This window comes from Streptomyces sp. NBC_00569 (genome assembly GCF_036345255.1).
Lineage (GTDB): Bacteria > Actinomycetota > Actinomycetes > Streptomycetales > Streptomycetaceae > Streptomyces.
In genome coordinates this window covers 2,641,057-2,656,677 of sequence record NZ_CP107783.1, presented here as the reverse complement: position 1 = coordinate 2,656,677, position 15,621 = coordinate 2,641,057, and the positions used below count along the sequence as shown (strand labels likewise).

At 71.9% G+C, this 15,621-nt stretch carries 15 protein-coding genes; 7 read left to right on the top strand and 8 right to left on the bottom strand.

Translation table 11 applies throughout. The features are described 5' to 3' along the window. Positions 1-63 precede the first annotated feature (63 nt). The 4 genes from OHO83_RS12030 (at position 64) to OHO83_RS12015 (ending at position 4,764) form a co-directional block, all read left to right on the top strand. Positions 64-495 carry a hypothetical protein gene (locus tag OHO83_RS12030; protein WP_330279429.1) on the top strand — a complete coding sequence of 144 codons (432 nt, stop codon included), beginning with the start codon at positions 64-66 and terminating at the stop codon, positions 493-495. A gap of 124 nt (positions 496-619) precedes the next feature. Then, positions 620-2,773 carry a phage holin family protein gene (locus tag OHO83_RS12025; RefSeq protein ID WP_266675357.1) on the top strand — a complete coding sequence of 718 codons (2,154 nt, stop codon included), beginning with the start codon at positions 620-622 and terminating at the stop codon, positions 2,771-2,773. An 86-nt stretch (positions 2,774-2,859) separates the two neighbouring features. Then, the gene (locus OHO83_RS12020) at positions 2,860-4,245 is read left to right on the top strand and encodes an amino acid permease (RefSeq protein ID WP_330279428.1); all 1,386 of its coding nucleotides are present in this window, start codon (positions 2,860-2,862) and stop codon (positions 4,243-4,245) included. Between the two features lie 93 nt (positions 4,246-4,338). Further along, positions 4,339-4,764 (top strand): OsmC family protein, encoded by a 426-nt coding sequence (locus tag OHO83_RS12015; RefSeq protein ID WP_266675359.1) that lies wholly within the window; start codon positions 4,339-4,341, stop codon positions 4,762-4,764. A gap of 127 nt (positions 4,765-4,891) precedes the next feature. Here the strand turns inward: OHO83_RS12015 and OHO83_RS12010 are convergent, their stop codons facing one another. Both OHO83_RS12010 and OHO83_RS12005 read right to left on the bottom strand, forming a co-directional pair. Next, positions 4,892-5,752, bottom strand: coding sequence for a helix-turn-helix domain-containing protein (locus tag OHO83_RS12010; RefSeq protein ID WP_266675360.1), 861 nt, complete (start codon positions 5,750-5,752; stop codon positions 4,892-4,894). 150 nt (positions 5,753-5,902) lie between these two features. Further along, positions 5,903-6,718: a helix-turn-helix domain-containing protein gene (locus OHO83_RS12005; RefSeq protein WP_266675361.1), complete on the bottom strand. Its 816-nt coding sequence runs from the start codon at positions 6,716-6,718 to the stop codon at positions 5,903-5,905. 84 nt (positions 6,719-6,802) lie between these two features. Here OHO83_RS12005 and OHO83_RS12000 point away from each other — a divergent pair, with 84 nt between their 5' ends. Both OHO83_RS12000 and OHO83_RS11995 read left to right on the top strand, forming a co-directional pair. Continuing rightward, the gene (locus tag OHO83_RS12000; RefSeq protein WP_266675362.1) at positions 6,803-7,108 is read left to right on the top strand and encodes a 4a-hydroxytetrahydrobiopterin dehydratase; all 306 of its coding nucleotides are present in this window, start codon (positions 6,803-6,805) and stop codon (positions 7,106-7,108) included. A gap of 6 nt (positions 7,109-7,114) precedes the next feature. Continuing rightward, entirely contained in the window at positions 7,115-7,828 is a 714-nt protein-coding gene (locus OHO83_RS11995) for a class I SAM-dependent methyltransferase (RefSeq protein ID WP_266675363.1), read from the top strand. Positions 7,829-7,863: 35 nt separating this feature from the next. On the opposite strand, the gene OHO83_RS11990 is transcribed toward OHO83_RS11995, so the two are convergent. Further along, positions 7,864-8,328 (bottom strand): hypothetical protein, encoded by a 465-nt coding sequence (locus OHO83_RS11990; protein WP_329433433.1) that lies wholly within the window; start codon positions 8,326-8,328, stop codon positions 7,864-7,866. Further along, positions 8,328-8,804: a hypothetical protein gene (locus OHO83_RS11985; protein ID WP_266675365.1), complete on the bottom strand. Its 477-nt coding sequence runs from the start codon at positions 8,802-8,804 to the stop codon at positions 8,328-8,330. Before OHO83_RS11985 ends, OHO83_RS11990 begins: the two co-directional genes overlap by 1 nt. Before the next feature lie 39 nt (positions 8,805-8,843). Here OHO83_RS11985 and OHO83_RS11980 point away from each other — a divergent pair, with 39 nt between their 5' ends. Beyond that, the gene (locus tag OHO83_RS11980; protein ID WP_330279427.1) at positions 8,844-9,812 is read left to right on the top strand and encodes a helix-turn-helix transcriptional regulator; all 969 of its coding nucleotides are present in this window, start codon (positions 8,844-8,846) and stop codon (positions 9,810-9,812) included. 72 nt (positions 9,813-9,884) lie between these two features. Here OHO83_RS11980 and OHO83_RS11975 read toward each other — a convergent pair whose 3' ends face one another. The 4 genes from OHO83_RS11975 to OHO83_RS11960 form a co-directional block, all read right to left on the bottom strand. Beyond that, entirely contained in the window at positions 9,885-10,757 is an 873-nt protein-coding gene (locus OHO83_RS11975; protein WP_323186953.1) for an aldo/keto reductase, read from the bottom strand. Positions 10,758-10,825: 68 nt separating this feature from the next. Then, entirely contained in the window at positions 10,826-11,611 is a 786-nt protein-coding gene (locus OHO83_RS11970; RefSeq protein WP_266675367.1) for an ABC transporter ATP-binding protein, read from the bottom strand. Next, complete coding sequence (locus tag OHO83_RS11965) at positions 11,608-14,337, bottom strand: ABC transporter permease subunit (RefSeq protein ID WP_330279426.1); 2,730 nt, start codon at positions 14,335-14,337, stop codon at positions 11,608-11,610. Before OHO83_RS11965 ends, OHO83_RS11970 begins: the two co-directional genes overlap by 4 nt. A gap of 12 nt (positions 14,338-14,349) precedes the next feature. Beyond that, positions 14,350-15,606 carry an ABC transporter substrate-binding protein gene (locus tag OHO83_RS11960; protein ID WP_266675369.1) on the bottom strand — a complete coding sequence of 419 codons (1,257 nt, stop codon included), beginning with the start codon at positions 15,604-15,606 and terminating at the stop codon, positions 14,350-14,352. Between the last annotated feature and the right edge of the window lie 15 nt (positions 15,607-15,621).

The following is a 15,621-nucleotide window of genomic DNA, read 5'->3' as shown; positions in this document are numbered from 1 at the left end:
ACTCCCCCCGAGCCTAAGGGCAGGAGTAGGGTCGTCGGGGAAACCGGAGGTGAGGGGGACACCATGGGTGAACCGGCGGAAGAGACGGCGGCCGGCGCGGTCCGCGTCACGGCGATCGCCAGCCTGACGCCGCTGGAGGAACTGGACGCCGACCCCTTCCTCGTGGACTCGCGCAGCCAGCACGCGATGTGCGCCCGCTGGGCCGCCGACCGGGGCTACGTCGTGACCAGAGAACTCCTCGTCCACTCACTGCGCTCCGACCACGACGCGCTGTGGGCGGACGTCGACGCGGGCCTCGTCGACCTGTTCGTCGCCCCGAGCGACCGGGTCCTGCGGGCCGCGCTGCGCTCGGTCGACGAGTTCACGGCCGAGTGCGAGCGCCGCGGCGTGCGCCTGGAGACCGCGGGGCTCGCGGAGCCGTCGTACGACGCGGAGATGAAGAAGCGCGTCCACCGCCGCATGTCGATGCCGACGGCCGGTTACGACGGCTGCTGAGCCGGCACCCCGCGCGTCCCGCGCCGGGCACTTGTGTTCGCAGTCAGGGGAGAACCCGGACGTATCGCGCTCATATGACACGCTTGGCCCGGGGTCGACGAGACGGCGAGAGGGTGAGCGAGGCGTGGGCGAGGGGCGTTGGCGGCGGTTCACCGGCACGTGCTGGCGGTCGATCGCCGTGTGGGCGGTCAGCACCGTCACGATGCTCGTGCTCGCCGGGATCCTGCCGGACTTCCAGCTCCAGTCGGACAACGGCGACAGCGCCACCCGCATCGCCATCACCGCCGCGCTCGGCGCGGGCGCCTTCGGCATCCTGTCCGCGCTGGTGTGGCCGCTCCTCGTGCGCGCCCTGCTCCTGGTGCCCGCGCTCGTCCTCGGCCTCGCCGTCTTCTTCCTCAACGGCGGCCTGCTGATCTTCGCCCTGGCCCTCGTCCCCGACGGCCGGGGCGAGGCCAACCCCGAGACCGCCGTCGTCGTCGCCGCCGTCATGTCCGCGGTCGCGTCCGCCACCGGGGGCGCCCTCGCCGTGCGCGACGACGACGCCTACCGCCGCCGCCTGTACCGCCTCGCCGACCGGCGCCGCCGCAGAGGAAGCGCCGGGGCGGGACCGTCCACCCCCGGCACGGTCTTCCTCCAGCTCGACGGCGTCGGCCACGACGTCCTGCGCGACGCCGTGGACCGGGGCGTGACGCCCACCGTCGGCGCCTGGCTCGGCGCCGGCACCCACCGCCTCACCCCCTGGCGCACCGACTGGTCCAGCCAGACGGGCGCCAGTCAGCTCGGCATCCTGCACGGCAGCAACTACGACGTGCCCGCGTTCCGCTGGTACGAGAAGGACACCCGCGAGATCCAGGTCTCCAACCGGCCCACCAGCGCCGCCGAACTCCAGCGCCGCGCCATCGAGCACACCGGCGACGGCGGCCTCCTCACCCTGGACGGCGCCAGCCGGGGCAACCTCTTCAGCGGAGGAGCCGAACAGGTCGCCCTCGTGCTGTCGGTCGCGGCCCGCCGAGGCAAGGAGAACCGCTCGCGGGCCGGCTACTTCGCGTACTTCAGCGACCCCGCGAACGCCGTGCGCACCGCCCTGTCCTTCGTCGCCGAGGTCGTCCGCGAGACAGGCCAGTCCACCCGGGCCCGCCTGACCCGGCAGCGACCCCGCGTCGGCCGCGGCGGGCTCTACCCGTTCATCCGCGCGTTCGCGACCGTCGTGGAGCGGGACGTCGTCGTCGCCGCGGTCATCGGCGACATGCTCGCGGGCCGCAGCGCGGTCTACGCCGACCTCGTCGCCTACGACGAGGTCGCCCACCACTCCGGGCCCGTCAGCCGCGACGCCGAGAAGGTCCTCGCGCGTCTCGACCGCTCCCTCGCGCTGATCGCGAAGGTCGCCGAACACGCCCCGCGCCCGTACCGGATCGTCGTCCTGTCCGATCACGGGCAGAGCCCCGGCGAGACGTTCCGCGCCCGCTACGGGCTCGGCCTCCAGGACCTCGTCCGGGCGGGCTGCGGCCTGCCCGTGCCGCGCCGTGCCCGGCGCACCCTTCCCCAAGCTCTCGGCTTCGCTCGAGCAGGGGAGACCCCAACCGGCGCCGAGGCCCGCTCCGCCGTCAGGGCCGCGCTGCGCAGGCCCGTCGAGGAGGGCGGCGAGAAGCACCGCCCGGCGTCGCGCCGCTCCGAGCCGATCGTGCTCGCCTCCGGGAACCTCGGCCTGGTCTCCTTCCCGGACGTGCCGCACCGCATGAGCAAGGAGGAGATCGACGCCCGCCACCCGGCGCTCCTGCCCACCCTCGCCAACCACCCCGGCATCGGCTTCCTGCTGGTGCGCAGCGAGGAGCACGGCGCCGTCGTCCTCGGCGCGCGCGGCGCCGAGATCCCCCTGGCCGATCTCGACGAGCGCCCGGGCCCCCTGGCCGACTTCGGCGCGCACGCCGCCGACGCGGTCCGCCGCACCGACTCCTTCCCGCACACCGCCGACATCATGGTGAACTCCTGGTACGACCCGGCCGAGGGCGAGGTGCTCGCCTTCGAGGAGCAGATCGGCTCCCACGGAGGGCTCGGCGGCGCCCAAGGCCACCCGTTCCTGCTCGCCCCGGAGGCCTTCTCGCCGCCGGTCGCGCAGGGCGCGGAACTGGTGGGCGCCCAGCAGGTCCACCACGTGCTCCGCCGCTGGCTGCGCGAGGGCAGCGGCCCTCAGGTCCCGGTGGACAAATCCCGGCACGAGCCCGCCCCCGACGCATCATTTACGGCCGCAACGGTCACTCCGCAGGACAAATCCGCCTGATTTTGAACGATGTGTGCCGGGGGCCGACCATGGGACGTCGCCCGGCGATCCCGGTCGGCGCCCGCACGAGAGAGGCGCACCACCCCATGCCCCACACCGGAACCGTGACGAAGCCGGCTCCGGCCCCGCAGCACGAAGAGCTCCCCAGCAAGCACGCCCGACGCTTCGGGCTCCCCATCGCCACCGCCCTCGTGATGGGCAACATCATCGGCGGCGGCATCTTCCTGCTCCCGGCCTCCGTCGCCCCCTTCGGCACCATCAGCCTCGTCGCGTTCGGTGTCCTGACCGTCGGAGCCATCGCGCTCGCGCTCGTCTTCGGCCGCCTCGCCCGCCGCCATCCCCTGACCGGCGGACCGTACGTCTACGCACGCGAGGCGTTCGGCGACTTCGCCGGATTCCTGGCCTCCTGGTCGTACTGGATCACCACCTGGGTGTCGAACGCGGCGCTCGCCGTGGCCGCCGTCGGCTACCTCGACGTGCTCCTGCCCCTCCACGGCTCCCGGTTCTGGACCATCGTCGCCGCGCTCACCGTCCAGTGGCTGCCCGCCCTCGCCAACCTCGCGGGCACCCGCTACGTCGGCGCGGTGCAGCTCGTGTCGACGGTCCTGAAGTTCGCGCCGCTGCTCCTCGTCGCCGTCGGCGGCCTGTTCTTCTTCCACGCCGACAACCTCGGACCGTTCCGGGCGAGCGGCGACTCCCCGCTCGGCGCCGTCTCCGCGTCCGCCGCGATCCTCCTCTTCAGCTACCTCGGCGTCGAGTCCGCCTCGGTCAGCGCCGGCGAGGTCCGCGACCCCGAGCGCAACGTGGGCCGCGCCACCGTCCTCGGCACGGGCCTCGCCGCCCTCCTCTACCTGCTGTGCACGGTCGCCGTGTTCGGGACCGTCGCCCACGACCGGCTCGTCGACTCCAGCGCGCCCCTCTCCGACGCCGTCAACGCCATGTTCGGCGGCACCTGGGGCGGCACCGCCGTGGCGATCGCCGCGATCGTCTCCATGCTCGGCGCCCTGAACGGCTGGACGCTCCTGAGCGCCCAGACCCCGTACGCCGCCGCCAAGGACGGCCTGTTCCCCGCGGTGTTCACCAAGAAGAAGCGCGGCACCCCGACCGTCGGCGTCCTCGTCGCCGTCACCCTCGCGTCGCTCCTGACGGTCTACAACTACACCGCGGGCTCGGCCGGGGTCTTCGAGACCCTCGTCCTCGTCACCACGTTCACCGCGACCGTCCCCTACCTCCTCGCGACCGCCGCCCAGATCTACTTCCTGCTGTCCGGTCAGGGCCACCGCGTCAGCGGCCCGCGCCTGGCCCGCGACATGGTGCTCGCACTCGCCGCGTTCGGCTTCTCCCTGTGGCTGGTCGGCGGCGCCGGATACGCGGCCGTCTACCAGGGCGTCCTGTTCCTCTTCGTCGGAGTCCTCGTCTACGCGTGGATGGCGGCCCGCAAGAAGCGGACCGCCGGGGACACCACCGGCTGATCCGTGCCCCGTGCGCATTCCGGCCATAAGCGGTCCGGGTGTGGTCGGATGGTGCCCAACGCCCCAACCGGCACCCGACTGAAGGGAATCACCGTGGCTACCACGCGCTCCGCGCACACCGTGTGGGAAGGCGATCTGCTCAAGGGGAGCGGAGTCGTCACCTTCGACTCGTCCGGCATCGGCCGGCAGGCCGTGTCCTGGCCCTCCCGCGCCGAGCAGGCCAACGGCAAGACCAGCCCGGAGGAGCTGATCGCCGCCGCGCACTCCAGCTGCTTCTCGATGGCCCTGTCCAACGGCCTGACGACCGGCGGCAACCCGCCCACCAAGCTCGTCACGTCCGCGGACGTCACCTTCCAGCCGGGCGAGGGCATCACCGGCATTCACCTCACGGTGGAGGGCACGGTGCCCGGGCTCGACGAGGCCGGATTCACCGCGGCGGCCGAGGACGCCAAGAAGAACTGCCCGGTGAGCCAGGCGCTCACCGGCACCACGATCACCCTCACGGCCAAGCTCGCCTGAGAGCGCACACGCAGCCTTCATGTGCCGCGGTCCCGCAGAGACGGGCCCGCGGCACTGCTGTCACCCGGCGTCGGCGGTCACCATGCGTCGCTGTCACCACAGGTCGGCGGTCACCACGCGTCCTGGGTCAGAGCGCGTCGCGCTTCTTCCGCAGCAGCTCCACCGTGCGCTCCGCGGACGCCGCCTGCGCCGCGATGTGGTCGAGCACCTCCAGATGGGTGCCCACCTCGGCCCGGCCGTCCAGATAGAGCGCGCCCGTGACGTACTCGCTGAAGACCATGTCCGGCAGCTCGCGCACCGGGAACCGGAACAGCGTGAACGGGCCGAACGTCCCCGGGTGCGGGCCCGCCGCGAACTCGGCTATCTGGAGCGTCACTTGAGGCAACTCGGCCGCCTCGATGAGCCGGTCGAGCTGATGGCGCAGCACCTTGGGGCCGCCCGGCGGCCGGCGCAGCACCGTCTCGTCCATCACGACCCACAGATGGGGCGCGTCCTCACGGGTCAGCAGCGCCTGCCGGGCCATGCGCAGCGTCACATGGCGTTCGAGATCACCGGGCCGGGTGCGGCCGACGGTGCCCGCGTCCAGGACGGCCCGCGCGTACTCCTCCGTCTGCAGCAGCCCCGGCACGAAGTGCGGCTCGTACGACCTGATGAGCCCGGCCGCGCTCTCCAGGCTCACGTACAGGCTGAACCAGTCGGGCAGGATGTCGTGGAACCGCTGCCACCAGCCCGGCAGATTCGCCTCCTCGGCGAGCCCGACGAAGGCCTCGGTCTCCTGCTCCGGCACCCCGTACAGCTCCAGGAGCATCTGTACGTACGGGATCTTGAGGGCGACCTCCGCCATCTCCATGCGGCGTATCGTCGCGCCGGTGACGCGCAGCGCGCGGGCGGCCTCGTCGCGGTTGAGCCCGGCCGACTCCCGCAGTTCCCGCAGACGTCTGCCCAGAACCACCTGACCCACGGTCGGCGCGGGCCGCCGTTCACTCACGTCACGTCTCCCCACGTGCCGGGCGGCGAGCGGATTCGGGAGCCGGTGCGCTCCCAGCCGCGGCACTGTGCGCACTGAACATGTGCGCGAGCCGCGTGAACGGTACCAGTGCGATGAGTGGCCTGCCCACTACCGTGACGAGGCCACCGACTACGGTGCGAGCGACCGCAGATACTTCGCCGTCGCCGGGTCGGCGGGCAGGAACGTCTCGATGGCCAGCTCGGCCACCGTCACGTCCATCGGGGTGTTGAACGTCGAGATCGACGACACGAACGACAAAACCTGCCCGTCGTGCTCGATCACCATCGGCAGCGCGAAGTACGGCACCGCCTCACCGCCCTCCTCACCGTCGTCGCCCCCGTCCCTCTCCGCCACCGGATACGCCTTGACCTCGTCGTACACCGCGCGCAGCGCCTCCGAGCGGTCCAGCGCGATCTGCCGCTCCATCTGCGCCAGGAGATGCCCCCGCCACTCGCGCAGGTTCCGGATCCGCGGCGCGAGGCCCTCCGGGTGCAGGGTGAGCCGCATCGCGTTGAGCGGCGGGGTCATCAGCGACTCGGGAATCCCCTCCATCAGCATCGCGATGCCCCGATTGGCGGCGACCACCGTGTACGTCGCGTCGACGACCAGCGCCGGATACGGCTCATAGCCGTGCAGGAGCCGGTCCAGGCCCTCCCGCAGCGCCCCCATCGACGGGTCGTCGAGCGGGGTCTCCGCGAACCGCGGCGCGTAACCCGCCGCGAGGAGCAGCGCGTTGCGCTCCCGCACCGGCACGTCCAGATGCTCTGCGAGCCGCAGGACCAGCTCCTCGCTCGGCCGCGACCTGCCCGTTTCCACGAAGCTGAGATGCCGGGCGGACGAATCGGCGCGCAGGGCGAGTTCCAGCTGGCTCACCCGCCGCCGTTCCCGCCACTCCCGCAGCAGAGGACCGATTCCGGACTGGCGAGCACGCGTGGCAGTCGACATGACACGACCGTAGCCGAGGGGCGCGCGGCGCCATCCCTGTGGGACGCTGGATCTCCTCGCACATCACAGGGAAAGGACCTGGTCATGCCCGTGGAGCCGCTGTCCCAGAAGGAGATCGAGGACCGTCTCGCCGAGCTGCCCGGATGGAGCGTGGCCGATGACAGACTCACCCGCACCTACCGCCTGGCCAACCACTTCGCGGCCACGGCCCTCGTCGTGCACATCGCGCAGATCCAGGACGAGCTCGACCACCACTCCGACCTGACCCTCGGCTACAACTCGGTCGACGTGTCCGTGAACACCCACAGCGTGGGCGGCCTCCTCACCCACCTCGACTTCGGCCTCGCCCAGCGCGTCCAGGAGATCGCCCCCACCCACGGCGCGCGCTGACCGCCGGTGCTGGACTACGACAAGGAAGCCGCGGTCTACGACGCGACCCGCGGCGGCATACCCCGCGCCCGGTCCGCCGCCGAGGCCGTGCTCGGCCTCGTGCCGCCCACCGCCCGCACCCTCCTCGACCTGGCCTGCGGCACCGGGCTCGTCACCATGCGGCTCACCAGGCCGGGCCTGCGCGCCGTCGGCATCGATCTCGCCCCGGGCATGCTGCGCGCCGCGGCGCCCCGCCTCGACGGGGCCGCCGTCCGCGGCGACAGCCGCCAACTCCCGTTCCGCAGCGCCTCCGTGGACGTCGTGACCGTGATCTGGCTGCTGCACCTGCTGCCCGACGCGCGCCCCGTCATAGCCGAGGCCGCCCGCGTCCTGCGGCCCGGCGGAGTCCTGGTGACCACCGTCGACAAGGCCGCCGCCCACGACGTCGGCAGTGACATCGACACCCTCGTGGCCCCCTACCGAGGCCGCTTCCCCTCCGACGCGGCCGCACAGGTCGCCGCCCACGCCGCCGGCCACGGACTGCGGCCGAGCGGAGAGGCACGCTTCCCCGGACACTGCCAGGGCCGCACCCCGCGGCGCCTCGCCGACGACGTGCGGCGCGGCAGAGTTTACGCGGCCGGGGGCACCGCGCTCGCCGACCGACTCGCCGCGCTGCCCGACCCCGAAGTCAGGCGAGCGGACCCGCAGTTCACCGTGCACGCCTTCACGCGGCACATCTGACGCGAGATCAGTGCGCGGCGTCCACCGATGACGGGTCAGCGGTGACGGGTGAACGCCATCGTCCAGTTCGACAGCCATGTGTCGCCGCCGTCCACCGAGAAGAACTGCTCCCAGTGCGCCGTCGTCGCCGAGATCCCCGACCACACGAACCGCACCCGGACGTCCTTGCCGTCATGCGTGTCGTCGCCCTCGAAGACGCCCCGCCCGTCCCCGTCGAAGTGGCCGACGACCGGCGGGAACAGGACGCCCGTACGGCTGGACGACCAGTTCAGCGACCACGTACCGGCCGCGTGGTCGAAGAGCCGCAGCGTGAGCCCCTTGAAGCCTTCCGTGGGGCAGTCCATCTCGTCGATGTTCGCCGCCCCGCCGAACAGGCTCCAGCAGCGGCTTGTCGCCGCGAACTCCTCCCAGCAGCTGTCCGCGTCGAGGAAGTCGGTGCGCCTGCGGTGGGCGACGTCCCAGTCGCCGAAGAAGAAGTCGAAGTCGTGCGCGGTGCTCATCAGCGGTCTCCCGTGGTGCCGTCGGTGAGTGAATCGGCCAGATACCCGCCGAGGTCGGGGGCGTTCGGGGCCAGCATGTGCCGCACCCACGCGTCGCGTTCGTGCAGCACGGGCGGCAGCTCCCACACACAGCCGATCCACGGCAGATCGAGGATCACGAACCGCGTCGGATCACGGTCGGGACAGCCGATCACCGGCTGCCCCGCCGCCGCGCCCCGGAAGTGCAGAACGTTGTCCCACACCCAGCTGTACGCGTTGATGTACGCACCGTCGTCACCGCCGCGGTGCAGCACGACGAACGTGGCCGCAGGCGTCCCGTCCGGCTCCGGAAGCAGCTCCGGCAGCATCGCGTACGCCGCCTTCTCCACCTCCGGCGCGATCCCCGCCGGATCCGCGCTCACGTGATAGCGCTTGACGCGCCGGCCCGCCACCTCGACGGGCGGCAGCGACCACAACAGTTTCTCCTCGAAAGCCATGGCTGGAAGCTACGGCCGCTCCACTGACATCCTGTGTCAGTGAAGTCCAGCCGACTGGTGTCCATCCTGCTGCTGCTCCAGACCCGCGGCAGAATGACCGCCGCCCAGCTCGCCGCCGCCCTGGAAGTCTCCGTACGCACCGTGTACCGCGACATCGACGCCCTGCACGCGGCGGGCGTACCGCTCCACGGGGACGCCGGGCACGCCGGCGGCTACCAGCTCATCGACGGCTACCGCACCCGCCTCACCGGCCTCACCACCGACGAGGCCGAGGCCCTCTTCCTCGCCGGCGCGCCGGGACCCGCCGCCGAACTCGGCCTCGGCCCGGTGCTCGCCGCCGCCCAGCTCAAGGTACGGGCCGCGCTCCCCGCCGAACTGCGGACCCACTCCGAACGCATCAGCGCGCGCTTCCACCTCGACGCCCCCGGCTGGTACGCCGACGAGGACGACGTCCCCCACCTCCCGGCCGTCGCCACCGCCGTCTGGAACAGCCGGGTCCTGCACGTCCGCTACCGGCGCTGGCGCGCACCCACCGACGTCGAACGCCGCCTCGAACCGTACGGACTCGTACTCAAGGCGGGCCGCTGGTACGTGATCGCCTCCGCCGGAACGGGAGACCTCCGCACCTACCGCGTCGACCAGATCCTCCAACTCCACGCTACCGACGAGGAGTTCGAGCGGCCCGCCGACTTCGACCTCGCCGCGTACTGGCGCGCCTACCAGGACGACTTCCACGGCCGGCTGCACAGCGGCGACGCCCTCGTGCGCCTGGCCCCGGGCGTCGCCGACCGGCTGCCGGGCCCCGCCCTGCGCGAAGCGGCCCGTGCCACCGCCCGCCCGGAACCCGACGGCTGGACCAGAGCGGTCGTCCCCATCGAGTCCGTCGACCGTGCCCACGACGAGTTCCTGCGCCTGGGCGCCGGCATCGAGGTCCTGGAACCCGCCGAGCTGCGCCACCGGATCCGGGCCACGGTCGAAGCGCTCGCCGCCCTCTACGGCCGTGTCTGATGCCCGGCCCCACACGCGTGTGCCCCGCCTCCGGACGGAGACGGGGCACACGAAGCCGTACGCGTGAAGCGGTCAGGCCACGTCGAACGTCGCCGGGTCGGGACCCAGGCGACGGTCCTCGTTGAGCGCGCTGATCGCCGCGATGTCCTCGACGTCCAGCTCGAAGTCGAACACGTCGATGTTCTCCACGATCCGCGACGGCGTCACGGACTTGGGGATCACGACATTGCCGAGCTGGACGTGCCAGCGCAGCACGACCTGAGCCGGCGTACGCCCGTGCTTCTGGGCGATGGCGACGATCGCCGGGACCTCGAGAAGGCCCTTGCCCTGACCCAGCGGCGACCAGGCCTCGGTGGCGATGCCCTGCTCCGCGTGGAACTCGCGCGCGGCGCGCTGCTGGAGGTGCGGGTGCAGCTCGATCTGGTTGACCGCCGGGATGATCGACGTCTCGCCGAGGAGGCGCTCCAGGTGCTCCGGAAGGAAGTTGGAGACACCGATGGCCTTGGCCCGGCCGTCCGCGTAGATCTTCTCGAGGGCCTTGTACGTGTCGAGGTAGCTGTCCTTCGAGGGCAGCGGCCAGTGGATCAGGTACAGATCGAGGTAGTCGAGGCCCAGCTTGTCGAGGGAGGCGTCGAAGGCGCGCAGCGTCGCGTCGTAGCCCTGGTCGGCGTTCCACAGCTTCGTCGTGACGAAGAGCTTGTCGCGGGCGATGCCGGAGGCGGCGACGGCCTTGCCGGTGCCCTCCTCGTTGCCGTAGATCGCGGCGGTGTCGATGCTGCGGTACCCGGCCTCCAGGGCCGTCGCGACAGCCTTCTCGGCCTCGTCGTCCGGCACCTGCCAGACGCCGAAACCGAGCTGGGGCATCTCGACGCCGTTGTTCAGGATGATCGGGGGGACCTTGCTCACGAGCTCTCGATCCTTCGCGTTGTCGGGTGGTACTCCCATCGTCAACGATCACGGCCCGGGACGCATTCCCGTTCACGGCGTGTTCACAGGCGCGCCCCAGGCCTCGCTCACCCGGCGGAACCGAGATAGGCGTCCCGCACGGCCGGGTCGGCACGCACCGCCGCCGGGGTGCCCTCGGCGAGCACGGTCCCGAGGTCGAGCACGACGATGCGGGAGCACAGGTCCATGACGAAGGCGACGTTGTGCTCGACGAGGAGCACGGCGCAGCCCTGTTGGTCCGACAGATGACGGATGACGGATTTCAGCTGACAGATTTCATCATCTGTCATTCCTGACGCGGGCTCGTCGAGCAGCACCACCCGCGCCCCCTCCACCCCCGCCCGGGCCAGTTCCACCATGCGTGCCTGGCCCACGGGCAGCGCCCCCGCGTACTCCCCGGCCAGCGCTTCGAGGCCGCACGCGCGCAGCATCGACGACGCCCGCTCGCGGCGCCGGCGCTCGTACGTCCGCCTGGTCGGCGCCGCCAGCAGGTCGGCCGCGAGCCCGCCCCCGCCGCCCCGCCACTCCTGCGCCACCAGCAGGTTGTCCGCGACCGTGAGCTGGCCGAAGAGCTGCTGGCGCTGGAACGTGCGGCGCATCCCGTGGCGGGCCCGCCACACGGGGGAGCGTCGCGTGATGTCCTCGCCGTCCAGGAGGACACGGCCCGTGTCGGGGCGCCGGATCCCGGAGACGACGTCGAAGAACGTGGTCTTGCCCGCGCCGTTCGGGCCGATGAGGCCGCACACCTCGCCGGCGCGCAGCGTCACGCCGGCCCCGTCGAGCGCGCGGATCCCCCCGAACCGGACGCCGACCCCGGCCGCTTCGAGCACGGGTCCCCCCGTGGTTCCGCTCATGGCCGCACCGCCCCTTCCTCTGCCGCGTCCTGCGCCGTGCCCGGCCCGCTCGCGGCGAGCCCCAGGTAGGCCTCGGTGAGCCGGTCGGCGCGCACGTCGGCGCGCGGACCGCACCACGAGACGTGGCCCCGGTCGAGATACGCGACGGTGTCGGCGACGCCGAGGATCTCGGTGGCCTTCTCCTCGACGAGGAGCAGCCCCGTTCCGGCGTCGCGGAGTTCGGTGAGCAGCCGGAACACGTCCTCGACGATGCGTGGCGCGAGACCGAGGGACGGCTCGTCGGCGATGAGGACCCGGGGCGGCTCCTGGAGCAGCGGGGCGAGGGCGAGCAGTTGCTGTTCACCGCCGGAGAGTGCGCCCGCGGTGACGTTGCGGCGGGCGGCGAGCCCGGCGAAGCGCTCGTACACGGCCTCGCGCGCGTGCTTGTCGGGGAGGTGCAGGGTGAGGTTCTCCTCGATGGTGAGGGCGGGGAAGATGCCGCGTCCTTCGGGGGCGAGGAGTACGCCGGCCCGCGCCCGGCGGACGGGGCCCTCGCGTGTGACGTCCCGCCCGGCGACGTACACCTGCCCCCGCAGAGGAGTGAGGAGTCCGGCGGCGGTGCGGCACGTCGTGGACTTCCCGGCGCCGTTGGGGCCGAGGAGGGCGACGATCTCGCCGGGGTGGACGGCGATGCCGACTCCGTGCAGGACGGGCGCGCCGTCGTATCCGGCGTGCAGGTCGCGCAGTTCGAGGGCCGGCGGGGTGCCGCTTCCGGAAGCGGGCGTGGCCGCCGGCGCCGGGCCCGTTTCCCCGGAGACAGGGACCCCTGCTCCTGTCTTCGTACTTCTGTGCCTGTGCCGTCGTATGGAGATGGCCGCGCAGTACCCGTCCGGGTCATTGGCGAGTGCGAGGCCCGCCAGGCCGAACAGGACGACCGGGAGATGGACGGAGTCCGTGACGTAGTCCGCGACGAGGTGCGGCACGATCGCGTAGACGAGACCCGCGACGACCGCGAACTGCGGGCGCCGTACCCCTGCCGCGACGACCACCGCGAGCCAGATCAGGCCCGTCATCGCGGTGAAGTCGGTAGCGGTGATGCGGGTGTTGTACGACGCGTACATCACGCCCCCGAAGCCCGCGAGGCCGGCCGAGAGGGTGAAGAGGAGGAGCTTGGTGCGGATGACGGAGACGCCGGAGGCCATGGCCGCGGCGGGCGCCGAGCGCACGGCGAGCATCGCGCGGCCCGAGGGGGAGTTGCGCAGTGCGCCGAGGGCGGCCACGGCGGCCGCGCACAGGACGACCATCGCGACGCCCATCGCCCGGTCGTCGCCGAGGTCGACGGGTCCGAAGACGGGGCGCGGGATCTCCCAGCCGGTGTCGCCGTTCCTCAACCACCCCATCTGGAAGAGGACCTGGTCGGCGAGGAAGGCGAGGGCGAGCGTGGCGAGGGCGAGGGTGCGGCCGCCGAGGCGCAGCGCGGGCAGCGCCACGAGCGCCCCGAGGACGGCCGCGACACAGGTGCCCACGAGAGCCGCCGCGATGAACGGCCAGCCGTGGCTCATCAGGAGCCCGGCCACGAGCGCCGAGCCGGTGACGAAGGTGGCCTGCGCGAGGGACACCATCGCTCCGAGCCCCGTCACGACGGTGAAGGAGACGAAGACGAGCGAGAGGGCGAGGCCCTGGGCGAGGATGCCGCTCCAGAACGGGGTCGTCACCGTGTAGAAGGCGGCCGCGAGCAGCACGGCGGCCACCGACCACGGCCCCCACTTCCGTACCCAGGGGCGGCCCGCGAGGTAGTCGACGGGCGGGGCGTCGGCGGCGGCCGTCCCCGCCGTGCGCTGTCGCCGGGTGAGCAGCAGCAGTCCGGCGAAGAGGATCAGGAACGGGACGGCGGTGTGGAACCCCGTGATGCGTTCGGCGAAGGAGGAGTAGCCGGCGACGAGGTTCTGCAGGACGCCGAGGCCGAGTCCGCCCGCGAAGGCGAGGGGTACGGAGGCGAACCGCCCGAGGACCGCGGCGGTCGCCGACACGAACAGGAACAGGGTGAAGTCGTGGGCGGACAGGCCGAGCAGCGGGGCCGCGAGGACGCCGGCGAGGCCCGCGAGCCCGGACGACAGCATCCACGCCACGGTGGAGAGCCGGTCGGCGCTCATGCCGCGCAGTTCGACGAGTGAGCGGTTGTCGACGGCGGCCCGCAGGCGCAGGCCGAGGGTGGTGTGGCGCATGAGGATCCACAGGCCGAGCGCGACCGCGGCGGTCGCCACCCAGGTGATCAGCTGGTCGGAGTCGATGCCGACGCCGTCCATCAGCTGCCAGTTCTTCGCGGGGCTCGGGCCGACGCCCGGCAGCCCGAACTGGTTCTCGGCGGGCTTGACGGACACCCCCGCGTCGTCGAGCAGTTCCACCACCCACAGGCCGAGCGCGGGCAGCGCGACGAGGAGGCCGATGGTCGCGACGATCTGCGCGGTCTCGCCGACGCGCGCCAGCTTGCGGAACATCAGCCGGTCAAGTCCCCAGCCCAGCAACGGAGATACGACACAGACGAGGAGGAGCGCGGTCGGCACGGCGGGCCAGCCGAGACCGGAGTGCAGTTCGTAGAAGGCGAGCGCGCACAGGTAGGCGGTGGCGCCATGGGCGAAGTTGAAGAGGCCGGAGGCCGAGTAGGACAGGACGAGGCCGGTGGCGAGGAGCGCGTACAGCGCACCCGACACGAGCCCGCTCAGCACGAAGGCCAGCAGGTCGGACATGCGGGGCGCCCCCTACTTGAACGGGATGGGCTCGTAGCACTTGAAGGGTGACGAGACGCGGTACGCCCCGTTCTTGAGCTGGACGAGGGCACCGCAGCCGAACGACTCCTTCTGCCCCTTGGGCAGGGCGCGGTCGCCGACCATCGTGCCGGTGTCGGAGAACCCGTTCGCGGCCTTCTGGAAGGAGGCGACGGTGAGGTTGCGGCCGGCCTTCTGCGCGATGGAGAGGAACAGGTCGGCGGACATGTAGCCGGTCATCATGTGCATGTTGAGCGGCACGTCCTTCCCGCCCGAGGCCTTCTTGATGTCCGCCTTGAACTGCTTCATCGCCGCCGAGCGCGTCTCGAAGGGCTCGAAGGTCAGCAGGATGTGCACCCCGTCGAGCGCCTCCTTCGTCGCGCTCTTGGCGAGCAGCCCCGGGTCGTAGTCGGTCGGGTCGGTGAGGACGCCGCGGTACCCGGAGCGCTTGACGGCGGTGAACAGGCCGATGTTGTACGGGGTCTGCATGACGGAGACGACGATGTCGGGCGCCTTGCCGCCGTCGCTGCGCAGGATCTCCTTGGTGTACGCCGACCAGTCGCTCGGCACCGAGGTCGCGGGCACGGACGACTTGGCGAAGGTGACCTTGTATCCGGCGGACGCGAAGCTCTGCTTGTAGGTGCGGATGGCGAAGGTGCCCGCGTCGTTGTCGTTGGCGAGGATGGCGACGGTCTTCCCCTTGGCGCCGTGCGTGACCTGCTTGAGGCCCTCGGGCCAGGTCTGCGAGATGGTGCCGCCGGGCATCGGGACCATGCAGCCGCCGAAGCCGTAGATGTAGGTGGGTCCGCAGAAGGACGGGATCGTGCCCCAGCCGAACGTGGGGACCTTCTGCTTCTGGAGGAAGTCGGCGCCGGAGAAGGTGACCGAACTCATCGGCGAGATCGCGAACACCTTGTCCTGCTGGACGAGTTTGCGGGCCGCGGCGAGGTTCTTGGCCGGGTCCTGGCCGTCGTCCTCCGCGCCCAGGTAGTCGATCTTCCTGCCGTTGATCCCGCCCTCGGCGTTGGCGCGGGCGAAGCGGGCCCTCGCACCGAGGTCGGTGTCCTTCTTGCTGTAGCCGCTGGCGGTCGTCATGGAGACGATCCCGCCGACCTTGATGGCGTCATCCGTCACTCCGCGTACCGAACTCCCCTTGCTGTCGGGGGAGTTGCTGGTTGCCGCGGAGTTGCAGGCGGTGGCGAGCAGCAGTGCCGCCACAGTGGCGGTGATGGTGCGGACAGTTCGCGACACGATGGACCCCCTCCG